This is a genomic window from Arthrobacter humicola, from assembly GCF_022803015.1.
GTDB lineage: Bacteria > Actinomycetota > Actinomycetes > Actinomycetales > Micrococcaceae > Arthrobacter > Arthrobacter humicola_A.
Genome location: NZ_JAFKON010000012.1, coordinates 26197 through 50459 on the forward strand (window position 1 = coordinate 26197; position 24263 = coordinate 50459).

A 24263-nucleotide genomic window follows, 5' to 3' on the forward strand; every position below is an offset into this window, starting at 1 on the left:
GCTAGCCCCGGACCAGCGCCAGGACGCGGTCGCGGACGCGTTCCATGGTGGCGGCGTCCGTGGCTTCAACGTTAAGGCGCAGGAACGGTTCGGTGTTGGACGGGCGCAGGTTGAACCAGTAGCTGCCGTCGGTGGCGATGAAGGTGCTGCCGTCGAGGTAGTCGACCTCGACGTCCTCGTCGTGGAAGTCCTCGCGGACCCGCTCGACCGCGGTGGCCTTGTCCTCGATTTCCGAGTTGATCTCGCCGGATGACCGGTACGGCTCGTATTCGCGGCCGAGTTCGGAGAGCGGGCCCTCCTGTTCGCCCAGGGCGGCGAGGACGTGCATGGCGGCCAGCATGCCCGTGTCGGCATTCCAGAAGTCGCGGAAGTAGAAGTGGGCCGAGTGTTCCCCGCCGAAGATGGCCCCTTCCGCGGCCATGACGGCCTTGATGAAGGAATGCCCCACGCGCGTGCGGACGGGCCGGCCGCCGTGGCGTTCGACGAGTTCGGGAACCGCGCGGGAGGTCAGCAGGTTGTGGATGACGGTGGGCGTGTCTTCACCGAGACCCTGGGCGCGGGCGATTTCGCGGCGGGCCACCATGCCGGTAATGGCCGACGGCGAGACAGGCTCGCCCTTCTCGTCGATCACGAAGCAGCGGTCGGCGTCGCCGTCGAAGGCCAGGCCGATGTCCGCGCCGTGTTCGACGACGGCGGCCTGCAGGTCGCGCAGGTTTTCCGGCTCCAGCGGGTTGGCCGGGTGGTTCGGGAAGGATCCGTCGAGCTCGAAGTACAGCGGCACGATCTCCAGCGGAAGCTTGGGCAGCAGGGCATCGCCAAGCACGGCCGGGGTGGTGAGACCGGCCATGCCGTTGCCGGCATCGACCACAACTTTCAGCGGCCGGGAACCGCGCAGGTCCACCAGGGACCGCAGGTACTCCGCGTAGCCCTTGAGGACGTCCTGCACGCCAATCAGGCCAGTGCTGCCGGCCGCGGGGATGGCGCCGGCGTTGAGGTATTCCTCGGCGCGGGCCTGGATTTCCATGAGCCCGGTTTCGGAGGAGATCGGCACGGCGCCGGCCTTGGCCATCTTGATGCCGTTGTATTCGGCCGGGTTGTGGCTCGCGGTGAACGTGGCGCCGGCGGCGTTGAGGGCCCCGCACGCGTAGTAGAGCTCGTCGGTGGAGATCAGGTCCAGCAGCTGGACGTTGGCGCCCCGGGTGGCTGCGCCGTTCGCGAAGGCTTTGGCGAACTCGGGGGAAGAGGGGCGCATGTCCCCGCCCACCAGCACGGTCTGCCCTGTGAGTTCCAGGACGTCGACGAAGGCGGCACCGACGGCTTCGACGATCTCCGCGGTGATGGATTGCCCCACGATTCCGCGCACATCGTAGGCCTTGAACGAGGTCGAGAGGTCAAAAGTCTTTGTCTTATCCGTATTCACGCGTCTTATCTTACGTTGCGGCCCTGACGCGCCGGCCTGTCCGCACCCTTGTCAACACACCTGGATTGTGCACATAGCGGGTACCGGCTTCGTGGCTGTCGGAGGGGGCTGGGATACTGAAGCAATGGCCAGTAACCAGAACGCCCTTTCCAGCACTGCCCTAGCCGGCACCACATCCTCTACCCGGGAACAGGCCCAGAACGTACTGCGGGAGCTCGTGGGCCATCCTGAAGCCGAGTTCCATGACGGCCAGTTCGAGGCCATTGAGGCCCTGGTCGACGGCGGCAGGCGGGCCCTGGTGGTGCAGCGCACCGGCTGGGGGAAGTCGGCCGTGTACTTTGTCGCCTCCCTGCTGTTGCGCCGCCGCGGCGCCGGGCCCACCCTGATCGTGTCCCCGCTCCTGGCCCTCATGCGGGACCAGGTCGCGGCCGCGGCGCGGGCCGGCGTGCGGGCGGTGGCGATCAACTCCGCCAACCAGCTGGACTGGGACACTGTCCGCGAGCAGCTCGCCGCCGATGAAGTGGACGTCCTGCTGGTCTCGCCGGAACGACTCACCAACCCGTCCTTCCGGGAAAACCAGCTGCCCGAGCTCGTCCGCCGGACCGGGCTGCTGGTGATTGACGAGGCCCACTGCATCTCGGACTGGGGCCACGACTTCCGCCCCGACTACCGGCGCATCGCGGACCTCATCACGCAGCTCCCGGACACGGTCCCGGTGCTCGCCACCACTGCCACGGCCAACTCCCGGGTGGTGCATGACATCGAGGAACAGCTCGGCAAGGACGTGCTCACCATCCGTGGCGCCCTGGGCCGGGATTCGCTCCGGCTCGGTGTCCTGACCCTGCCCGATTCCCGCGAACGCCTCGGCTGGCTGCTGACCCACCTGCAGGATCTGCAGGGCAGCGGCATCATCTACACCCTCACCGTGTCCGCCGCCGAGGACACCGCCCGCCTCCTGGCCGAGGCGGGGCACGAGGTCCTCGCCTACACCGGCCGCACCGACCCCGCGGACCGGGAACGCGCCGAGCAGCTCCTGAAGGACAACCAGGTCAAGGCGCTCGTGGCCACCTCCGCCCTCGGCATGGGTTTCGACAAGCCGGACCTCGGCTTCGTCGTGCACCTGGGCGCGCCGTCGTCGCCGGTGGCCTACTACCAGCAGGTGGGCCGTGCCGGCCGTGGTGCGGCGAACGCCGACGTCCTGCTGCTGCCGGGATCCGAGGACCGCGACATCTGGCAGTACTTCGCCACGGCGTCCATGCCGTCCGAGGAGAAGGCTGCCGCGGTCCTGACGGCCCTCGCCGAGGCAGGCACGGCGGTGTCCACGGTGGCACTCGAGGCCCGGGTGGACCTCCGCCGCACCCCGCTGGAGCTGCTGCTGAAAGTCCTGGCCGTGGACGGCGCCGTCGAACGCGTCGGCGGCGGCTGGCGTTCCACGGGACAGCCGTGGAACTACGACGCCGAGCGGTACGGCCGGATCGCCGAGGCCCGGGTGGATGAACAGGACTCGATGGTCATCTACCAGGACACGGCCGGCTGCCGGATGGAATACATCACCTCGGTGCTGGACGATGAAACGGCCCGCGCCTGCGGCCGCTGCGACAACTGCGCGGGCCGCTGGTTCCGCGCCGACATCGCCGAGGACGCCACGGAGACCGCCGGGCAGACCCTGCGCCGGGCCGGCGTCGCCCTGGAACCGCGGCTGCAGTGGCCCAGCGGCATGGACCGCCTGGGCGTGCCGGTTAAGGGCAAGATCAAGCCGGATGAGGCCCTCGCGGACGGCCGGGTGCTGGCGCGCCTGACGGACCTTGGCTGGGGCGGGGCCCTGCGGGAGGCCTTCGCCGCCGGTGCGCCCGACCGGCCCGTGGACCCGGGCATGCTGCAGGCCTGCGTCCAGGTGCTCCGGGAGTGGGGCACCGGAGATGCCCGGACCGCTGGCTGGAGCGGGGCCGGCCGGCCTGCCGCGATCATCAGCCTGCCCTCCCGCGGGAAGCCGTTGCTGGTGGATTCCCTGGCCCGCGGGATCTCGGAGATCGGCCGCATCCCGTATCTGGGCCAGCTGCAGCTCAATCACGGCGGACCCACCGGCGGCCGCGGCGGGAACAGCGCCTACCGGCTCGCCGGCGTCTGGGACCGCCTGGTGGTGGGACCGGAGCTGGAGGAGGCCCTGGCCGGAATCCGTGGCCAGAGCGTCATGCTGGTGGACGACCTCGTGGACAGCCGCTGGACCCTGACCGTCTCCGGGCGGGCCCTCAGGCTCGCGGGCGCCGGCGCCGTTCTGCCGCTGGTGCTGGGCCAGGCCGGCTGACCTCCGCACCGGCGTGGCGGGGGAGGACCAGGCTGTCCAGGGTGCTCAGGAGCATCAGGACAGCGATGGCCAGGAACGCCGCCCGGTACGGCGCCGCCGGATCACCGGCGACCCCGGGGGATCCCGCGCGGCTGCCTGCCTCGAAGACCCGCAGCAGGAGTGCCCCGACCGCGATCCCGGCCGCGGTGGCGAGCTGCACGAGCGTCGCGGAGACGGCGTTGGCGGACGGCAGCTGGGCCGGGACGACGTCGGCGTACTGCACGGACGCGTAGGCCGAGAATCCGATCGAGCGGAACGCCCCGCTGGCCACGAGCACCGCGACAATCAGCGGTTCCGGCGTGCCGGCGTCGAGCAGCGCGCACAGCGCGAAAGTGGCTGCGGAGGCCAGAGACGCGAACACCAGTACGGGCTTGAACCCGAAACGCCGGATCAGGGGCGTCGTGGCGGGCTTGATCCCGATGTTCCCCACGAACACGGCCGACACCATCGCCCCGGCGCGCAGCGGGTCCCAGCCGAAACCGACCTGGAACATCAGCGGCAGCAGGAACGGCACCGCGCTGATGGTCAGGCGGTACACGAAGCCTCCCGTCGCCGTCGCGCGGAACGTCCGCGTGCCGAAGACGGACAGATTGAACAGCGGCGTGCTGGTCCGACGCATCCAGGCCGCGGCGGCGGCCAGGAACAGCAGGCCCGCAGCGATCGCCGCGGCCGCCAGCAGTCCGGCGTCCCGGCCGCCCATCAATTCCAGGCCGACCAGCAGGGATCCCACCCCGAGCGTGGTCAGGACCAGTCCGAGCCAGTCCAGGCGCCGCGTGCTGTCGCCGCGGACTGGGGGTACCAGGCGCAGCGCGGCCAGGAAGGCCGCCAGGCCCAGGGGGAGGTTGACCAGGAAGATCCAGTGCCAGGACAGGTAGGTCGTCAGCGCTCCGCCCACCAGCGGGGCGAGGACCGGGGCCAGCAGCCCGGGCCACACGAGGAAGGCCGTCGCGCGCAGCAGATCCTTCTTCGGGGTGCCGCGGAGCACCACCAGCGTGCCCACCGGGACCATCATGGCGCCGCCGGCACCCTGCAGGACACGGCTCAGCGTGAGCATGGTCAGGTCCTGGCTGAGCGCGCAGAGCAGTGACGCGGCCGTGAAGATGGCGATGGCGAGGCAGAACACCCGGCGGGCACCGAGCCGCTCCGCGAGCCAGCCGCTGAGCGGGATGCCCATCGCCACCGTCATCAGGTAGGCGGTCATGGTGATGTTCACGTCGGCGGCAGGCACCGCGAAATCGGCGGCGATACTGGGTATGGCGGTGGTCAGGACGGTCCCGTCGAGGAATTCCATGAAGAACGTCGCGGACACCAGCAGGGCCAGCCGCGGGCTCCAGCTGCCCCCGGCCGGGTCCGCGCCGCGCGGGAAGGCGTTCATGCGCGTGTCCCCATGGTCCGGTTCACCCATAGCGCCGGCTCATCCATTGCACTGATTCACCCATTGCACTGGTTCACCCATGGCTCAGGGGTGGTTCCGATTCCAGCACGGCCATGGCGGCGTTGTGTCCGCCGATCGCACTGACGGCGCCGCCGCGGCGGGCACCGGAGCCGCAGAGCAGGATCTGCGGATCGTCCGTGGACACGCCCCAGCGGCGCGCCGGTGTGTCCAGCGGTTCGCCGTCCTCCACGAACGGCCAGTCGAGGCCGCCGTGGAAGATATTGCCGCGGGGCATCCCGACGGCGCGTTCAATGTCCAGGGTGGTCTTGGTTTCGATGCAGGGCCGCCCGTCCGGACCGGTCAGGAGCAGATCCTCGACGGGCTCGGCCAGGACGGAGTTCAGGGAGGCCAGGACGGCCGCCTGCAGTTCGGCGCGGCGGTCCTCATTGTTCTCCGCCGTGACCAGCCGGTCCGGGACGTGCAGGCCAAAGACGGTCAGCGTCTGGGCGCCGGCGGCCTGCAGTTCCGGGGACAGGATGCTGGGGTCGGTCAGCGAGTGGCAGTAGATTTCGCACGGCAGCGGCGAGGGCACGGATCCGGCCGCGGCGGTGCTGTAGGCGGCGTCAAGCTGGGACCAGGTCTCGTTGATGTGGAACGTCCCGCCGAACGCGGCCTCGGGGCTCACGGAACCGTCCAGCAGCCGGGGGAGGCGTTTGAGCAGCAGGTTGACCTTGACCTGCGCGCCCTCGCGGCGGTGGTTCGGGTTGGTGGCGGCGACCGGTGAAATGCCAAGGGCGCCGGCAGGGGCGCCGGCGGCGGCGGCAGGCAGGCCGCGCAGTCGGTCCAGGACGGCCGGCGCCACATTGGACAGCACCCACCGGGCAGTTGCCGAGTGGCCCTGCCCGCCGTGGCGGTAGTCCACGCCGCCGCCGGGCCGGACGGCGGTGACGTCCGCGGAGGTGAGGATGGTCGCGCCGGCGTCGCGCGCGGCTCGCTCCAGTTCGCCGGAGACCGCGCCCATGCCGCCGACCGGCACGTCCCAGTCCCCCGTCCCGCCGCCGATCAGGTGGTAGAGGAAGCAGATGTTTTGCTGCAGGTCCTCATCTTCAGCCCGGGCGAAGGTACCGATCAGCGCATCCGTCAGGACCACACCGCGGACCAGGTCGCTGCCCAGCTCCCGGCGGATCGCCTGCCCGATGGGATGTTCGATCATGGCCTCCCACGCCGCGTCGGCCCCGGCCCTGGCGGCGAGGGCCCGGGCGTCGGACCGCGCCAGCAGCGGCGCGGTCATTGTGGGCCAGAGCGCCTCCGTGAGCTGCCGGCACGCGGCGTAGAACGCGGTGAAGGCGCCGAACTCGCCATCGGGAGCGCCGACGGCGGCGAACGACGCGGCCGTGGCGGCCTCGTCCCCGTTGTCCACCAGCAGGGCCCGGCTGCCGTCTGCGGGGTCCGGGGTGTAGGAGGAATAGCGCCGTCGTGCCAGCGTGATGCGCAGGCCGAGGTCGTCGATGATCTGCCGGGGCAGGAGGCTGACGAGGTACGAATAGCGCGAGAGGCGGGCGTCGACGCCGTCGAACGCGTTCGCGGATACCGCAGCGCCGCCGGCGTGTTCCAGCTTTTCCAGGACCAGGACGTCCCGCCCGGCCTTGGCCAGGTACGCGGCCGCGGCCAGCCCGTTGTGTCCGCCGCCGACGATGATGGCGTCAAATTCCGTGTCGCTCGACATGGGCCTATCCTGCCATCCGGATCCGCCGCCGGGCGTGAGGCGTCCGGCCACCGGACGGGCCGGGGCGGGGGACGTGACTGCTGGGGGCAGACCAGCGCGAATGAACGACGTCGATCCGCCCTGATCTGCCCGGGAACGCAAAAGGCCCCGGTCCGAGGACCGGGGCCAAACGCGGAGACGGGGGGATTTGAACCCCCGGTGGAGTTGTGCCCCACACTTCATTAGCAGTGAAGCCCATTCGGCCGCTCTGGCACGTCTCCAATTGCTAATAACTAGCCAACCAAGGATACGCAGAAGGTGCCACGCAGTGCAAAACGGCCCGCTCCAGAGCAACGCGGGGTCAGATCCGGCCCATGCGGGGCCCTCCGGATGGGCACTAAGTGACTCCGCGTTGCTTGGGTGCGGGCCTTACGCCTCGGTGCCGGCGAGGGCCCGCCACAGGAAATGCTGGCTGCGGCTTTGCAGGGCCGCTGCCTGCCGGTTGTCCGAAGCTCCCGCGTGGCCGCCCTCGAGAGCCTCGTGGAACCAGACATTGGGGATGCCCATGGCCTGCATGCGGGCCGCCATCTTCCGGGCCTGGACCGGCCCCACCCGGTCATCCGAAGTCGCCGTCCAAATAAACGCCTCCGGGTAGTCCACGCCGTCCTTGAGCAGGTGGTACGGCGAAAACGTCTTCAGGAACTCCCACTGCTCGGGCACGTCGGGGTCGCCGTATTCGCCGATCCAGGAATAGCCCGCGGACAGTTTGGTGTACCGGCGCATGTCCAGGAGCGGGACCCCGCAGGACACGGCGCCAAAAAGCTCCGGGTACTGGGTGAGCATGTTGCCCACCAGCAGTCCGCCGTTGGAGCCGCCCACGCAGCCGAGCCGCTGACGGGACGTGACGCCGCGGGAGATCAGGTCCTTCGCGACGGCGGCGAAGTCCTCGTACGCCCGGTGGCGGTTGCCCTGCAGCGCGGCGCGGTGCCAGTCGGGCCCGTACTCGCCGCCGCCGCGGATGTTCGCCACCACGTAGACGCCGCCGCGGCGGTGTGTGCCCTCGCCCTCTACGCCGCTGGACTCCGCCGTGCGCCGCTCCAGCCACGCCCGGCCGATCGCGCCGCTGTACGCCGGCGTCCGCGAAATCTCGAAGCCGCCGTAGCCGGAAAGCTGGGTCGGGTTCTGGCCGTCCAGCACCAGGTCCTTGGCGGCCACCTGGAAGTACGGAACCTTCGTGCCGTCGCTGGAGGCCGCGAAGTGCTGCTGGACCTCGTAGCCGGTCTCGTCGAAGAACGACGGCGAGGTCCTTATCACCTCGTGCGTGCTGGTCACGCCTTCGGCAGCCCCGCAGTCACTGTCGCGGGCGAGTGTCCCGCGGGTCAGGGTGGTCGGCGTCGTGAAGCCGGTGGCCACCAGCCAGAAGTCGTTCCCTGCGCCCGGCGCCTCGCCTTCGGCGACCGAGGCGGCGCCGCCGGTACCGTCGTCGTCCGAGCCTTCGGCGTCGTCCTCGTCATCCACCGCGAAGGCATTGACGTCGTGCAGGGGCGGGCAGGCGTCCAGCACGGTGGCCGCCCAGGCGGCGTCCGTGCCGGGGCGCCGCGGATCCAGGACGTGGATCTCCGAGGACACGTCCCGGAGCAGGTTCAGCAGCAGGAAGTCCCGCGTCCAGCTCCAGGACTGCAGGGAGGTGTGCGGATCGGGCGTGAAGAGCACGGCGAGGTCCCGGGAGCCGGCGAGGAAGTCCTCGAAGCCGGCCGCGAGCAGGGAGCCCGCCGGGTGGGTGGTGCCGTTGACGGTCCAGTCACGCTGCGGGCGGAACAGCAGCCATTCACGGTGCGAGCTCAGGTTCACGTCCGCCGGCACGTCGATCTGCACCCACGCACCATCGCGCAGCACCGAGGTGTTCTTCTCGAAAAAGCTGATCCAGTCGACGGCAAACGTGCGTTCGAAGCCCGGTGTGGAGTCGTGGGCCACGATCGCCATCATGTGGTCCTCGGGAATGTCGAACAGCTGCTCGGCCTGGGCCAGGGACTCGCCGCGGCGCAGCTTAACCCCGGTGCGGGCATAGGACGAGGTGGTCCGCGGCAAATCGTTGGCGGTGGTGGCGACCAGCAGGGTGTCCCCGTCCAGCCAAGAGGCATTGCCCTTGCCGGTCGGGAGGTCGAAGCCGCCGTCGGCCGGGTCCACGAAGCCGCGGGCCTCGACGTCGAACTCCCGGTGGCGGTTGGCGTCCCCGCCGTCGGGGGAGAACGCCAGCAGGGCCCGCCGGTGGGGTTCACCCGGGGCCGGGCGGAGGAAGTTGGCGCCGTGGAAGACCCAGTCCTGGCCCTCGGCGGCGGCGAGGGCGTCGACATCCAGCAGAACATCCCACTCGGGGGTCCCGGCCCGGTAGCTGTCCCAGCTGGTGCGCCGCCACAGGCCCCGGGGGTTGTCCCGGTCCTTCCAGAAGTTGTAGTACCACTCGCCGTGCTTGCCCACCATGGGGATCCGGTCGGTGGAGTCGAGGACCTCCAGGATCCGGCCTTCCAGATCGGCGTAGTCGGCGTCCTCGAGGAGCTCCTCGGTGCGGGCGTTCTGTTCACGGACCCACGCCAGCTGCTCCTGGCCGTAGGTGTCCTCCAGCCAGATGTTCTCGTCGACGGGTTCGGGGGAAGTCCCTCCAGCCGGGAGGGCGCCGGTGGCCTCGCCGGACGCGGACGGGTGGTCAGCTTCTGTGGTGGTCATTTTCCCATCCAAGAACATCGGTGCGGCAGTGGCAAGTCACACGGAGGTCAAGCCGGCGGCCGGGTTGCCGATACGCTGGATGCCGTGGGCATATCTCGAAGCATCCGGACGGCAGTGATAGGCGCCGGTCCCCGGGGCACGAGCGTGCTGGAACGGCTCCTCGCCAACTGGGCCTCCGCCGGCTCCGCGGGCACCCTGCACATCGACGTGGTCGACCCTTACCCGGCAGGCCCGGGGCACGTCTGGCAGCCCGGACAGTCGCGGCTGTACCTGATGAACACGCAGTCCTTCTATCCCACCGTGGTCCCCGAAGACCCGGAACTCGTTCCGCCCCTGGCCGGGCGCACATTCGACCAGTGGCGCGAATTCCAGCAGGCCCGCCCGCACCCTTCGCTCACTGACGACGAACGTGCCGAGCTCTCCCGGCTCGGCGAGGCGGACTTCCCCAGCCGGGCCCTTTACGGCCGTTACCTGCGGTCCACCCTCGAGGAACTGCTCACCGTGCTGCCGGCCGGCGTCAGCGTGGACTTCCACGCGGCGGCGGCGACGTCCGTCCGCCACGCCGCCGCGGAGGCCGCTGCGGCGCCGGGCCCGGACCTGGCCGCCTCCGGGCCGGCCGGCGCGGAGGACGCTTCGGTGCGGTTCGACGTCGTGCTCGACGACGGCACCATACTTACCGTCGACTCCGTGGTGCTGGCCGTGGGCCACCTCGACGCGCGGTTGAACCCTGAACAGCGGGAGCTGCTTTCCGCGGCGGAGGAACTCGGTCTCCTGTACGTGCCGCCGGCGGCGCCCGCCGACGTCGACTGGTCCCGGGTGCCGGGAGGCAAACCTGTCCTGGTGCGCGGCATGGGCCTGAACTTCTTTGACGTGATGGGACAGCTGACGGAAGGGCGCGGCGGCCGGTTCGTTGCCGGGGAGGGCACCGCTGAACTGACGTATCTGCCGTCCGGCCGCGAACCGCTCATCATCGCCGCCTCACGCCGCGGCACCCCCTACCGGGCGAAGGCGACACTCACCGGCTACTACCCCGGAACGGTCCGGCTGCGCTACTGCACTGAGGGCGCGATCGCGAAGTTCGCCGACTCCGGAATCCGGCCCTCCTTTGACTACGACCTCTGGCCGCTCCTGCACCGGGACGCGGTCTGGGCCTACTACTCCACGCTCGCGCGCTCGCAGCCCGATGCCATCCTGACCGGCCCGGCCGAGTTCCTGCGCGCCCTGGACGAGTCTTTGCGGCCGCACGCCCACTCGACCGCCAAGTGGGAGCACACCGCGCAATCGGTGATTGCCGTCCATGTCCGGGCATCCCACCGCCTGGACCTGCTCGGCCTCGCGGCGCCCCTGGCCGGGCGCTCGTTTGACTCCAGAGCCGAGCTGGACGCCGCCGTCGTCGACTACCTGCTCGACGACGCCCGGCGCTCGGCCCTTGGCGAGGACGATCCGGTGAAGATGGCGATCGGCGCCCTGCACCACGGCCGGGCCGTGCTCAAGACCGCTGTGGCCGATAGTGGCATCACGGACGAATCCTGGGTCGCGGGCCTCCGGGGCTGGTTCGAATCATTCGTGGAAGGCCTGGCGAGCGGCCCGCCCGCGCTGCGCTCCGCGCAGCTCGCGGCACTGGCCCGGGCGGGAATCGTGCGCTTCGTGGGCCCTGACCCCAAGTTCGGCGTGGACCGGCGGGCCCGGATGTTCACCGCGACGTCACCATGGGTGGGCGGCGGAATGGATGAAAGCGCCGACGGCGGGGCGGAAGGTGCTGCGATGGAGCCTGCCGGCGTCGGTGGTGCTGCAGCGGGCGGTGCTGGGGTCCGCGGTTTTGTGGGCAGTGCCGGCGTGCTCGGTGCTGCCTCAGGGACGGCGAAGGCCGGTGCGATATGGGACCGGACGGAGAACGCTGTGTCCGGTTCAGGGGCGGGCGCCGTGTCCGGTTACGGGGCGGGCGCCGTGTCCGCGGCGGCGATGATCGAGGCGCTGGCACCGGCCAACCGGGTGGCCGTCAACTCCTCGCCCCTGCTGGAGCAGTTGCTCGCCGAGGGGCTGGTGCGGCCGCGCCTCATGATGAGCGTGGAGGGGACACCGGTGCAGACTTCGGGGCTGGACGTCGTCCCGCATCCGTACCGCCCGCTCGGTGCCAACGGGTCCGTGACGCCGGGGCTTTACGTGCTCGGGCTTCAGCTCTCCGCCACGCAATGGGGCACGGCCATCGCCGCCGAGGCCCGGCCGAAGACCGGCCCGGTCTACCGCAGCGGACAGCGCACCCTGCGCGACGCCGACGAGATCGCCCGCGACATCCTGGCCCCCTAGCCCGCACCCGCCCGCCGCTCAGGAGCCGCCCAAAAGTGGGCATGCCCTCCGGCTTGCCTGCCTCCAAGAATGGACATGCCCTCCCCTGGGGCCGGGCAGTGGATGCGTGGTGCTTATGTCCAGTGCTGCGGGCCAGGGGAGGGCATGTGCCGTGGTGGGGACCGGGGATCCCGGGCTAAGGCATCAGCCCTTGAGGCACTTCCGGTAGGCGGCCATGGCTGTCCCGTAGTTCACCTGGCCCACGAGATCCCCGGGCCTGGTCGGCTTGACCGGCGGCGTGCACTTCGGCGGGACGGGGACGCTGGCCGCGACCTTCACCGCCGTTTTCACTACAGTGCCGGATTCGACGGCGGTAAGCACCAGGGTGCCCGCGCCGGCGGCGGCTCCGGCCGGAACCTTCACGTCCACCTGAGCGGCGCCGGCGGTCACCGGTACCGTGCCCAGGGCCGTCACCGTGCCCGCGGCGTCGGTGAACTCGGCGCGCAGCGAGGCATTCACCGGGCTGCCCAGCGAGGTGAGGTCCAGCTTTGAAACCGCCAGTGTGATGGATTCGCCGCCCTTGACCTCGGCCGCCGTCGTGTTCACGACAGCCACGGAGCGGCGGCCGAAGTCCGGCGAGACCGGGTTGTGGGTCTGCAGGTACTTGATCCAGGCATCGCGGTCCACGAGCCCGGAGTCCTTGGTGCCCGCGCCTTCCTTGAAGATGCGGAAGTTGTCGCCGCCGGTGGCCAGGAAGTTGAACGTCCCGATCCGGTAGGACTTCGCCGGGTCGATCAGTGCACCATTGACCCGGATCGAGGTGATCCGGTCACCGGCGGCGCGGGCGGCGTCGTAGGTGTAGTTCACGTTCTTGGACAGGCCCAGATGCTGGTACGCGCGGCTGGGAACCGTGCCGTCCGGGTTGGTCTGCCACTGCTGCTCCAGCAGGGTCTTGAACTGCGCACCGGTGAGGGACGTGGTCCACAGATTGTTCACGAACGGCAGCACCGCGTTGGCCTCGGCGTACGTGATGGTGCCGTCGGGCGCGTAGTACAGCTCATTGCGCAGGCCGCCCGGGTTGACGACGCCGATTTCGGCGGCGCCGAGGTCCGGCGCCTTCAGCGCATCCACCAGGGAGTCCGCCACCAGATTGCCGAGGGTGGACTCGCTGCTCCGGTCATCGCGCACAGCCGGGGAACCGGCGAACGCCGTCGTGATATCCGCCGTGACCTTGCCGACAGGCTGGTTGCCGACCACCGCGGCGTCGGCCAGGGCCTTGTCCACAATGGCCTTGACGGCCGCGACCCGCGGGTACTGCGCCACAAGATCCGCTGCCGGTTGCGCGGCGCTCGTGGTGCGCTGGACGTTGCCGGCCTTGTACCCGGTCACCGACATGGTCCTGGTGTCGATGGTCAGCTGGATCTGGCCGATGAACTCGCCGTAGTTTCCGGTCTGGACGATCGGGCGGGTCTCGCCGGTGGGCTGGCCCGCCGAATCCAGGACGGGTGCGTCCCAGGAGTACTGCTTGTGGGTGTGGCCGTTGAAGATCGCCGCCACATCCGGGGTGACCTTCTGGACCATCTTGGCGAAGGGGCCGCCGGCGGCGATTTCCTGCTCCAAAGTGGCCCCGTCGGGCGCGCCCGACCCGGCGCCGTCGTGGTTCTCCACGATGATGACGTCGGCGAGCTTGTCCGCCTTGATCTTCGCCGCGACCCGGTTGATCGCGTCGACGGGGTCACCGAATTCAAGGTCCGCGATGCCTGACGGCGTGACCAGTGACGGCACCTCCTGCGTGACCGTACCGATCACGGCGACCTTCACGCCGTTCATGTCCAGGACCGTGTATTCCGGCAGGACCGGGGTGGTGGTGCCCTTGGCGTAGACGTTGGCGCCCAGGTACGGGAACTTGGCGTTGGTCCCGCCGGCGGTGACGCGGTCGCGCAGGTCAGCCCAGCCGCCGTCGAACTCGTGGTTGCCCACCGCTGAGGTGCGCAGGTCCAGGGCGTTCAGCACGTCGATGGTCGGCTGGTCCTTGGCGATGGCCGAGGCGAACAGCGAGGCGCCGATGTTGTCGCCGGCCGAGATGAACGCGGTGGCGCCCGAGGCGGCGGCGGCGCGCAGCTTCTCGATGGTCCCTGCGAAGAACACGGTGTTCGAATCGATGCGGCCGTGGAAGTCGTTGATGCCCAGGAAGTTCAGCTCCACGCTGGCCGGGGTGACGGGCAAGTTCAGACCCACCACCACGGGATCGTGGTCGCTCGCCCGGAACTGGTCCGGAGCGTAGTAGTCGGTGACGTTGTTGTTGTAGCGGCTGTACTCCAGCGCCACGGATTCCACGGAGTTGATGTTCCAGATGTCCGCGCCGGTGACGGCGGCGTTGGCCGCCGGGGAGGCGAGGATGTGGTCCAGCGAGCCCACGAGGCCGCCGAACAGGTAGGAGTGCTTGGCGGAACCGTCGGCGTTCTTGGCCTTCTCATCCTGGTTGACGTACCCGGCGCCCGTGAGGATGTTGATCGGGTCCTCCTTGGCGTAGGAGTTGAAGTCGCCGATCAGGAAGACCTTGTCCGTGCCCTTGGACTTCTGCAGTTCGTCGGCGAATGCCAGCAGGGACTTGGCCTGGGCGGTGCGGGCCAGGTTCGAGGCGCCCTGGCCCTTGTCGGTGTCCTCCGGCGTCGCGGCGGAGCCCTTGGACTTGAAGTGGTTGGCGATCGCGATGAACTTCTTGTCATCGGCGGCGCCGACGGGCTTGAAGACCTGGGCCATCGGCTTGCGGGCGCTGGCGAACGCGACCGTGTCGTTGTGGATGATGGATTCGCCGATCGGTTCGGCGGCAGCCAACTTGTAGATGAACGCGGTGCGGATCATGTCCTCGTCGGCCAGCGGGGGTGCGTTGGCCGGCGTGCGGACGTAGTCCCAGATCCCCGGGGTGGCGATGTTCAGCGCATCCACCAGCTTGGCGAGCGCGTCGTCCCGGGTCTTGCCGAACTGGGCCGAGTTCTCGACCTCCATGAGCGTGACGACGTCGGCCCCGGACTTGGAGATGGCGGCGACGATCTTGTCCTGCTGCCGCTTGAAGTTCTCCGCGTTCGCCGCGCCGCGGACGTCGCAGCCGCCCTTGACCGTGATGGGGTTGCCGTCCCGGTCCGGGTAGAACGTACAGCCGGAGATCTGGTCGCCGGTGGTGGGGAAGTAGTTCAGCACGTTGAAGGAGGCAAGCTTGAGATTGCCTCCCACGGCGGCCGGGGTCCCTGCCCGGGTGGCGCCGAAGCTGGCCGGCTGCACGGTGTCCGCGTTGGCGGCCGTCAGCTGCGTCAGGGGCTGGAACTTCCAGGCGCTGTTCGCGTAGCTGAGCACCACGTTGGTTTTGAACGTCACCGGCGCGCCGACCCGGACGGGATCGGCCGTGGTCAGGTACGGGAGCACTTGGGCCTTGGTGGCGGCGTCCTTGAGGAAGTTCGTGGTGGCGCCGTCGTCGAGCTTGATGCCGCGGGCGGCGTTCGCCGCGGCCGTGGCGGTGTACTCCGCAGAACCGAAGGACGCGACGGCGGTGGGCTGCTCCAGCGCGGTGGTGCCGCCGGCCAGGCCGATCTCGCCGTACTGGTTCAGCGAGAAGTTGTCCGCCACGGTGACGGGGCCCTGTGGGGTGAGCAGCATGCCTTCGAGGGATTCACGGAAAGCCTCGTCGGCGGGGAGCGCGAAGCCGGTGGCCTTGACCTCGGGGGCGGCCTCGGTGAGCTTCTTCAGATCGGCCGCCGCGGCGACGTTCAACTGCGTCATGCCGAAGAATTCGCTGACAGCGCCGGTGAGCTCGACGTAGTCGCCGATCCTGACGGAGTCGACCGTGGACGGGGAGTAGACGAACACCGCGTCCGACGCCGCGTGGTTGGCCGGGGTGAGATCGCCGCCCGTGCCGGGGGTCTGGACGTAGTAGCCGGCGAAGCCGCCGGTGGGGAACGTCGCAGTGACCCGGCCCCGCGTAGTGACCGAGGATCCTGCCAGCGGGCTTGCGGCGCCGGTGCCCTGGATTTCGGCAATGGTCTTGGCGGCCGGGGGAGTGCCAGGGTCCACGGGCGGGTCCACGGGGCCGGCAGCGCCACTGGCCGCCGTCGGCGTGATGGCGGCGTTCAGTGCGAAGTCGGCGGCGTTGTTGTTGGTGTCCGCGCCGTTGCTGCGGTTCATGCTCTTGACGTCGGTGTTTCCCGACGGCGCGGCGGCCGCCTGGGCCTCGAAGGTGTTGGAGGTGCCGTAGCCGAGGAGGTCCGCGACGTTGGCCGGTTCGATGACCGAGCCTGTCGGCAGCGGATTGAGTGCTGCGGCCTGTTTGGCCAGCACGATCGTGCCGCCGCCACCGGCCGGGTTGAAGCCGGTAGCGGTGGCGTCGGCGGCCGGCAGGTCGGCGCCGGCCGTGCCGTTGCTGCCGCCCTTGAGCAGGTAGTAGCCCTTGGCGGGAATGCTGCCGGCCAGGACCGCCACCGAGCTCGGCGCGCCGGTGCCCGGGGCTGAGCGGTACTGGAGACTCCAGCCCTCCAGTGAGACCGGCGCGTCGGAGCCGTTGTACAGCTCGACAAACTTGTTCTTGAAGGCAGCGCCGGAGCTGCCGCCGCTGAGATAGGCCTCGTTGATGACCACCGGCGAGGTTCCGGCTGCTGCCGGCAACGGTTCGGTGGCGTTAGCCGGCACGGCCGCCGCCAGTGGGGCTGCTATCAGCGCCGCCGACAGCGCTGAGCCCAGCGCTGTTTTCCAGGGTGTTAGTTTCATCCGCTCTAACTCTCATTAGGGTGCCCCGGGTAAAGGGCAGGGTGCAGTGCGTCCGCAGGGTGCAGCGGACAGTGGCCGGCCAGAACTCCTGGTCAAGTCGTGCCGGGCCCATCCAAACAGGGGTGAATGAACAACGTATGGACTAAACGTGCATTCGGCGGGACGCCCCCCAGCGGGACGCGCCGCAGCCTTCCCGGAGCGGCTCGAAAGCCCCGGGCAATGGTGACTGGTGATGCGGGTGAGTTGTGTCCGGGTGCCTCCACCGGACGCTCCACAGCAGAATACCGGCCAGTAGCCCTCAGGGAAGGCTCTGGCCGGTATTTCCTACAACAATTTTTGTAATTAGGTGGGAAGAGCTCTGGTGTCCTGGCCGGTTAGGCGTCCGGGGCGGACTGCCCGCCCTGTCCGGTGTCAGCCACGATCTTGAACAACGCGCCCGTGGGGTCGGTCAGTGTGGCGAGCCTGCCGAACGGGGTGTTGTCCGGCCCGTCGATGACTTTGGCGCCGAGGGACACTGCCGTATCGATGGAGGCGTCGGCGTCTTCCACGGCGAAGTAAACCTGCCAGTTGGACGGGACCTCGGCGGGAAGGTAGGCAGACGCGTCCATGATCCCGGCCTTGGCCGCCGGGCCCGCGCCCAGGGTGGTGTAGCGGAACTCCGGGGTGTCGCTCATGACGTCGGTGTCCCAGCCAAACACGTCCTGGTAGAACTTGACGGCGGCGGCGTAGTCCTTGGCGTGGAGCTCGTGCCACGCCGGAGCACCGGGCTCGGCCGCCAGTCCATAGCCCTTCATCTCAGCCGGCTGCCATACGCCGACCGATGCGCCCGTGGCGTCGGCGATCATCGCCATGCTGCCCTGTTCGGGGACGTCCATGGGCGGCATGTAGACCTGGCCGCCGTGTTCCGTTGCAGCCTTGACGGTGGCGGCGGCGTCCTCCGAGCGCAGGTACGTGGACCACATGTCCGGCCACGCGGCCTGATCCTCCTGCTTCTGCATCAGGCCGGCGACGGACTTGCCGTCCTTCCAGGCGGTGATGTAGCCGCCGTATTTTGCTTCGTCGCCGGTCTGGTACGTCCAACCGAACAGCGCACCGTAGAACGCCTTGGCCTTCTCGGCATCGGATGTCATGAGGTCGATCCAACATGGTGCGCCGTTGGAGTGCTCGGGTGTGGGCATGGAAGCTCCTGCTCTCTGTGGCGGCCGTTGACGTGCCCCCGCCGGACTCTGGTTTGTGTGGAGATGGGGTGGAGACACAGAGAGACTATGACGGTGCACGGATAGTTTCAACAGGTGGGTCGAGCGAGGGGTTGGGGCATCGGCCAACGCCGGCGTGTCGTTGACGCTGTACCCAACCATGGCCACCTTGATGCCCGACGCTGCAGTGTCTAGCAATCTGGTCAGATTGTGAGAGGATACGACCACGCCGCATGCCAATGGCGGGGTGTCGCATTAATGTTGCTCGAATGCGAGAGGTGACCATTGAACACTTCGCTAACAGTCCTGCAGTCTTTCCCAGCGCCGCGATCCACGACCAATCCCTATTTGGTGCAACTGGCCGGCGGCCTGCAAGAACTGCCCGATATCAGCGTCATTAACTTCAGCTGGCGCGCTGCTCTCTTTGCCAAGTACGACGTCTTCCACATCCACTGGCCTGAAATCTTGGTCAGCGGTCATAGTCCGCTGAAGAAACTCGGGCGACAGGTGCTCACGCTGGCTCTCCTCGGGAGGCTCGCACTGGCTAGGACGCCCATAGTGCGAACTGTCCACAACGTAGAGCTGCCCGAGGGCATCTCCGTCCGGGAGGTGTTTCTCCTCCGCCTTATTGACCGCAAAACCACGTTTTACGTTCGGCTGAACTCGAGGACGCAGCTGCCGACGGAGCGGCCCAGCGCCACGATTCCACATGGCCACTATCGTGAATGGTTCGCCGACTTTCCGAAGGCGCAGCAGATACCGGGTCGCATAAGCTACGTCGGCCTGATCCGGCGCTATAAGGGCGTTGAGGACCTGATCACGTCGTTTAGGGCAACGGCGGACACCCACCCCGAGCTATCACTTCGGGTGGGGGGTAAACCCTCCACCGGGGAGCTGGGGCAAGCCATGACGGCCTTGTCGCAAGACGACCCAAGGATAAGCCTCAATTTGCAGTATGTCTCCGACGCGGAGCTCGTTGACATCATCTCGAGTTCGGAACTCGTGGTCCTCCCGTACCGATTTATGCACAATTCCGGCGGAACCCTGGCCGCCCTGTCTTTGAATCGACCTGTGCTGGTTCCGGCCAATGACGTCAACCAAGCGTTGGCCGTCGAAGTCGGGCCGGGATGGGTGTTTCAGTACACCGGGGCGCTAACGCCCGAAATAATCCTTCAAACGTTGTCGTCAATTACAGCGGAGGGTCACCGGAGGCGCCCGGACCTCTCTTCGCGGGACTGGGAAGCGGGCTCGGTGGCCCACAGGGAGGCCTATGAACGGGCGCTTGCCAATGGTGTTGCCCGCTCACCGCAGCCGCAGAATGCGGGCCACCCGTGAAACAACAGACGCTGCTCGTCGCAGTGCTGACGTATCGACGCCCTGCAACACTTGAACGGGGCCTCGCAACCATGCTCCGGCATGTTGAGAAACTCGCTCGGGACACGGACCGGGCGATTTCGCCCAGTATCGTCGTCGTCGACAACGATCCGGCTGAAAGCGCGAGAAGCACAGTCATCGGCTTTCATTCCGACCTGATCCGGTACGTTCCCGAGCCGGTACCCGGCATATCGGCTGGTCGAAATCGAGCATTGGACGAAGCCGCCAACCACGATTTGCTCGTCTTCATCGACGACGACGAGGAGCCGCAGGAACTCTGGCTGGAGCCGCTGCTGGACACGTGGCGGCAGACCCGTCCAGCCGCAGTCATGGGAAGAGTGGTTTCGCAGTTTGATGCTGAACTTGATCCCTGGATTGCCGCTGGTTCTTTCTTCCGCCGCCGGAGGCTGCCGACCGGGACGGTGGTGCCGGTGGCGGCGGCGGGCAATCTCTTGCTGGACATGCGCCAAGTCCGGAAAGCCGGTGTACGTTTCAACAATAATTTCGGTCTCTCAGGAGGCGAGGACACTCTTTTCAGTCGGTTGCTTGTGCGGGAGGGCGGAAAGATTCTCTGGTGCGACGAATCGGTGGCGACGGACTTCGTTCCCGCTGATCGCACGACCCGGAACTGGGTTCTCCGAAGAGCATGGAGCCACGGAAATTCGGCCGCATTGGTCGACATCCACTCGGCGGAAAGAGCCATGCAAAGGGGGGTGGCGCGCCTGATGTCGGTTTTCCGCGGCATACTGCGAATGTGCGGCGGGTCCTTGCGGTTCGGCTTCGGGACGCTCATGGCATCCCACCGCCATCAGGCGCGAGGATTGCGGACAGCCTACCGCGGTGCAGGGATGCTCGCCGGGGCGATTGGAGTCGCCTATCTTGAGTACGCGCGCGAAAGACGCTCGCAGACGTGGTTCAGGCGGCCAGCCGTCCGCCGGCCGGGAAATAGCGGATGAAGCACCTGGCGCGGGTTGTAGTTCGCGCAGCCAAGCCCCTCATCCGCGCACATTCAGGTTTTGTCGGCTCGGTCGTGGCCGTCGACACGGCGGTCCGGAATATTGTCCTGACCTATGACGACGGCCCAGAGCCAGGCGGGACAGACAGCATCCTGAAGGTGCTTGATGAACGGCAGTTGAGCGCCACGTTCTTCGTGCTGCTCAGCCGAGCACGCCGGCATCCGGGCTTGCTGGGCGAAGTCGCAGCTGCGGGCCATGAGATAGCCCTCCACGGACTTGACCATCGGCGGCTCACTGGCTTTTCTTTTCGTGAAGTTGCTCAAAGGACCAGGGATGGCCGCGCCGAGCTCGAAGATTTGATCGGCAGCCGGGTCGAGTGGGTCCGTCCACCATACGGCCGGCAGACATTGGCTAGTTGGCGCGCGGTCCAGTCCGCCGGGCTTATGCCCGTCATGTGGGGTGCCACGAGTTGGGATTCCAGGGAGATGCCCCAATCCGACCGTATCCGCAAGGCAATGACCGGTGCGGTCCCCGGGGCTATCCTCCTTTCGCACGACGGTCACGCTGGCCCGGCAGACGGCGTCGACGACGGACCCTCACCATCGCTGGACAGGGGAAAGCTAACCGCCGGGATCGTCGATGCGTGCGAAGATCGCGGACTGGGTGCCTGGTCGCTGCGGGATTCCCTGCAACACGGAACTCCTGTGCGCGCTGCATGGTTCAAGAAGTAATGCTGTGGCCAACATTCCGGCCAAAGATGCTGACTGAATAGACGAGTAAAGGCCGGCCCGAACGATCTTTCGATCGCCCCGGGCCGGCCCCTGAACCGCGCAAAATCTGCGCTCCCGCGGAAGGTAAGAGCTTCGAACTCTTGGTACGGGGTCACCGCACACTGGTTTTCAAGTTTTGTCAGGTCGATGTCGGTTCGGGCGAGCAAGTGCCATAGCGTCCCTGACTCCCAGATTTATCCCGAACTGCGCAAGATGGAACGTGAAGGGCTCCTTGAGGGGGAGGAGATGCCGGGCGGGCGCTCCGGAACCAAACGCCGTTACCACATCACGGCGTCAGGGAAAGAGGCCTTTGCGGCCTGGATGGACACACCCAACACCTATCAGCCTGAGCGCGACCAGGTCCGCCTGCGTGCGACTTACATGGAAACCGCGGAGCCCTCGGCAGCTCGGGCACAGCTTCGGGCGCATATAGAGCACCACAGTGACCAGATCCAAGGATGGGAGAAAATCCTTTACCAGATCGACTCCGGCGCCTCGCCCATACTTAACCGTCGGCTCGAGAAAATGGCACCGGAGGACCGAGAAGGTACCCGGGCTTTCAAACGCTATGCCTACGAGGGGCTGATTCTCGACTCTGAAGCCGAAATTTCCTGGGCGCACCGGGGATTGCGGCTGCTCGACAGGCTTTACGGAGCGGAAGCAGGCGCCTGAGGCTAGGGGCACAGCAACCACTCACCAGCTGCGGACCCGTGCCGCGCTAACCAGGGGCAACAACCTCCATCGCGGCCCGGACGCAGGACAAGAAGGATTCAGCTGGGCTGAATCCTTTTCCTTTGCCGAGGAGAAACAGGAACGGCCGGCCTACCAGCCGGCCGTTCTTGTCCCGTCACCATTGTCGCAAGGCATGGACACCGGTCTCCCCGGAACGTTCAGGGGATCATTGCCGTAGCTGTTCTTGGCACCAATAGCCAGTCAGAGCCGGCGCGGGAATGCCGAGCGGCGGCCATACAGGGTGAGCAGCAGGGCGGTGATGCCGAGGGCGATCATGACGACCGGGAGCGCCAGCCCGTCGAATGGGGTCAGGAGGAGCGCGCCGAGAATGCCCGCGCCGAAGATAGCCAGGTTGAAGGCGACCGGGAGGAATGCATTGGCGACGTCGGCGTTGTCGCCTCCGGCGGTGGTGAGTGGTCCCTGGACTTGGGCTGATGCGCCGCCGAAGGTGAGGCCCCAGAGCGCGGCGGCGATCAGGATGGCGACTACCGATGCATGTCCGATCAGCAGAATGAGTCCGGAAGCGACGAACACGGTGACGCTGAGGTGAAGGAGGGGCCTCGGGTGGCGGTCCAGCAGCGCACCGGTGACGGCGACCCCGACGACGGACGCGATGCCGTAGACCAGCAGGACCAGGCTGGCGGAGAGGCCGGTGCCGGTGGCCCGGAGGTAGGGGGCGATGTAGGTGTAGATGGTGCTGTGGGCGAGCATCCAGGCGACGATGACGGCCAGGATGACGGCGACGCCGGGGATTTTGAACACCCGGCCCAGGGGGAGCCGTGACGCCCGCGGTTGGCCGGCGGCGTCGGGGACGCATCCGAGGATCAGCGCAGCCACGATGACCCCCAGGGCGGACAGGGCACCGAATGACCAGCGCCAATCGAAAGCTGTTCCGATCCAGGCGCCGAGTGGGGTGCCGAACGCGAATCCGAGGGGCGCCCCGGTGGACACGATGGCCAAGGACAACCCTGCGTGCCGGGGCGGGCTGATGCGGCGCCCGTAAGCGGCGAGCATTCCCCAGATGATTCCCGAGAATGCGCCCGCAAAGAATCGTGACACGAGTGACAACGTCACATCGGGGGAGACTGCGGTGACCGTGGTGGCAAGCACGAGACCGGCGATACCGCCGAGCAGGAGCGGCTTTCGTCGCATGCCACGCGTCAGCATGATCGCGGGGATGGTGACGATGACCGTTCCGAGGGCGTACGCGCTGACCAGCAGACCCACCGTACCTTCGCCGGTGTGGAGGCCGGCGGCAATGACAGGAAGCAGGCCGGCGGGCATCGTCTCGGTGGCGACGAGGATAAATCCCATGGCGGCCAGGACCACCAGTGCGGTCAGGGGCAGTCTTTGCTGTGCGCTGTTTTCTTGTGCATTGTTTTCTTGTGCGCTGCCCTCTGGTGTGGCGTCGACCAAGGCACTGGCTTCCTGTGCCGGTGTTCGGGTGGGGGCGGTCGTCATGCGGTTCCTTTCGTGCGTGGCGGTAGTGCCTCAGCGTTGGGGTTGGTCACGCGTGGCTGCGTAGCCACCGGAAGCGGCGCCTCGCCCGACGTCGTCGACCGTTCCGCAGGCCGCGAAGCACCGCTCAACCCTCCGGCCAGTCAATCCCGATTTCCGCGGGCGGGGGAGTCCCCGGTGAGACGTGTACCGGGAGGGAACCCCTTGTTCGGCCGCAGCGATTTACCCTTGATGCATGGATAACCGGGGTGAAGTGCGTGAGTTCCTGATGTCGCGCCGTGCACGACTGACGCCGGAACAAGCGGGCCTTGCGGCAGGCTCGAACCGACGGGTGGCCGGATTGAGGCGCAGCGAGGTTGCGGTTCTCGCCGACGTCAGCGTGGAGTATTACGCCAAGCTGGAGCGCGGTTCCATCGCCGGTGCGTCCTCGTCCGTGCTCGAATCCATCTCGCGTGCCCTCCGGCTTGACGACACCGAGCGTGCCCACTTGTTCGATCTGGCCCGCGCCGCAGACGGCATCCCGACCTCTGGACGGTCGCGCAGGCGCGCGACCGTCCAGGCCGGGGCGCGTCTGAGCCTGCAGTGGGCGCTGGAAGCGATCACCGAGGGCGTCGCATTCGTTCGCGACCCGTACCAGAACCTGCTCGCGACGAACGCGTTGGGCCGGGCGTTCTACTCTCCAGTGATCGGGGACGGCGGCCGCACCCCGAACTTGGCGCGGTTCCAGTTCCTCGACCCCGCCTCGCGCGACTTCTACCCAGACTGGGACTTGTTCGGTGAAATGTGCGTCGGCATCATGCGCGCTGAAGCCGGCCGCGACCCCCACGACCGCACCATGCAGGACCTGGTCGGCGAACTGTCGACCCGCAGTGAGACGTTTCGGACACTGTGGGGCGCCCATAATGTGCGGACTCACGGGTCCGGCACGAAACGCTTTCACCACCCCGTGGCCGGCGAACTCACGCTGGCCTACGAGGAACTGGCGATCACCGCGGAACCGGGCCTGGTCCTCTTGGTCTACACCGCCGAGCCGGGCTCGCCCTCAGCGGAACGGCTGCACCTCCTCGCCAGTTGGAGTGCAAGCGAAGACGCCACGATCGAACGGCGGCGGGCAACCAGCTGACGGGAGGCAAGTTCCGTGCCCGCCAGAGAGCGTGCTACCCGG

14 protein-coding genes and 1 tRNA gene are annotated in these 24263 nt (G+C 68.0%); 7 read left to right on the plus strand and 8 right to left on the minus strand.

Translation table 11 applies throughout. The annotated features are described in order from the left end of the window. Position 1: 1 nt before the first annotated feature. Positions 2-1420, minus strand: coding sequence for a phosphomannomutase/phosphoglucomutase (locus ARTB_RS18590; RefSeq protein WP_243181825.1), 1419 nt, complete (start codon positions 1418-1420; stop codon positions 2-4). A 124-nt stretch (positions 1421-1544) separates the two neighbouring features. Between ARTB_RS18590 and ARTB_RS18595 the strand changes: the two genes are divergently transcribed. Then, positions 1545-3725: a RecQ family ATP-dependent DNA helicase gene (locus tag ARTB_RS18595; RefSeq protein WP_028278123.1), complete on the plus strand. Its 2181-nt coding sequence runs from the start codon at positions 1545-1547 to the stop codon at positions 3723-3725. Here ARTB_RS18595 and ARTB_RS18600 read toward each other — a convergent pair. From ARTB_RS18600 to ARTB_RS18615, 4 genes are all read right to left on the minus strand, one after another. Next, a complete protein-coding gene (locus ARTB_RS18600; RefSeq protein WP_243181826.1) occupies positions 3670-5139 on the minus strand; it encodes an MFS transporter in 1470 nt (489 codons plus the stop codon). The genes ARTB_RS18595 and ARTB_RS18600 overlap by 56 nt on opposite strands. A 73-nt stretch (positions 5140-5212) precedes the next feature. Further along, on the minus strand, positions 5213-6865 hold the full coding sequence (locus ARTB_RS18605) for a phytoene desaturase family protein (RefSeq protein WP_243181827.1): 1653 nt from the start codon (positions 6863-6865) through the stop codon (positions 5213-5215). Positions 6866-7037: 172 nt separating this feature from the next. Then, a tRNA-Ser gene (locus ARTB_RS18610) sits at positions 7038-7125 on the minus strand. A gap of 148 nt (positions 7126-7273) precedes the next feature. Beyond that, positions 7274-9568 (minus strand): prolyl oligopeptidase family serine peptidase, encoded by a 2295-nt coding sequence (locus tag ARTB_RS18615; protein WP_243181828.1) that lies wholly within the window; start codon positions 9566-9568, stop codon positions 7274-7276. A gap of 84 nt (positions 9569-9652) precedes the next feature. Here ARTB_RS18615 and ARTB_RS18620 point away from each other — a divergent pair, with 84 nt between their 5' ends. Further along, on the plus strand, positions 9653-11875 hold the full coding sequence (locus tag ARTB_RS18620) for an FAD/NAD(P)-binding protein (RefSeq protein WP_243181829.1): 2223 nt from the start codon (positions 9653-9655) through the stop codon (positions 11873-11875). A gap of 183 nt (positions 11876-12058) precedes the next feature. Here the strand turns inward: ARTB_RS18620 and ARTB_RS18625 are convergent, their stop codons facing one another. Both ARTB_RS18625 and ARTB_RS18630 read right to left on the minus strand, forming a co-directional pair. Further along, the gene (locus ARTB_RS18625) at positions 12059-16612 is read right to left on the minus strand and encodes an ExeM/NucH family extracellular endonuclease (RefSeq protein ID WP_243181830.1); all 4554 of its coding nucleotides are present in this window, start codon (positions 16610-16612) and stop codon (positions 12059-12061) included. A gap of 374 nt (positions 16613-16986) precedes the next feature. Then, positions 16987-17790 carry a VOC family protein gene (locus tag ARTB_RS18630; protein ID WP_243181831.1) on the minus strand — a complete coding sequence of 268 codons (804 nt, stop codon included), beginning with the start codon at positions 17788-17790 and terminating at the stop codon, positions 16987-16989. A 369-nt stretch (positions 17791-18159) separates the two neighbouring features. Here ARTB_RS18630 and ARTB_RS18635 point away from each other — a divergent pair, with 369 nt between their 5' ends. The 4 genes from ARTB_RS18635 (at position 18160) to ARTB_RS18650 (ending at position 21580) form a co-directional block, all read left to right on the plus strand. Then, positions 18160-19143, plus strand: coding sequence for a glycosyl transferase (locus ARTB_RS18635; protein ID WP_243181864.1), 984 nt, complete (start codon positions 18160-18162; stop codon positions 19141-19143). Then, the gene (locus tag ARTB_RS18640; RefSeq protein WP_243181832.1) at positions 19140-20138 is read left to right on the plus strand and encodes a glycosyltransferase family 2 protein; all 999 of its coding nucleotides are present in this window, start codon (positions 19140-19142) and stop codon (positions 20136-20138) included. The genes ARTB_RS18635 and ARTB_RS18640 overlap by 4 nt, the downstream gene beginning before the upstream one ends. Then, entirely contained in the window at positions 20135-20869 is a 735-nt protein-coding gene (locus tag ARTB_RS18645) for a polysaccharide deacetylase family protein (protein WP_243181833.1), read from the plus strand. Before ARTB_RS18640 ends, ARTB_RS18645 begins: the two co-directional genes overlap by 4 nt. Positions 20870-21055: 186 nt before the next feature. Next, positions 21056-21580, plus strand: coding sequence for a helix-turn-helix transcriptional regulator (locus tag ARTB_RS18650; RefSeq protein WP_279294426.1), 525 nt, complete (start codon positions 21056-21058; stop codon positions 21578-21580). Positions 21581-21841: 261 nt separating this feature from the next. On the opposite strand, the gene ARTB_RS18655 is transcribed toward ARTB_RS18650, so the two are convergent. Continuing rightward, positions 21842-23101 carry an MFS transporter gene (locus ARTB_RS18655; protein WP_243181835.1) on the minus strand — a complete coding sequence of 420 codons (1260 nt, stop codon included), beginning with the start codon at positions 23099-23101 and terminating at the stop codon, positions 21842-21844. 232 nt (positions 23102-23333) lie between these two features. Here ARTB_RS18655 and ARTB_RS18660 point away from each other — a divergent pair, with 232 nt between their 5' ends. Next, a complete protein-coding gene (locus ARTB_RS18660; RefSeq protein WP_243181836.1) occupies positions 23334-24221 on the plus strand; it encodes a helix-turn-helix transcriptional regulator in 888 nt (295 codons plus the stop codon). Positions 24222-24263: the final 42 nt, after the last annotated feature.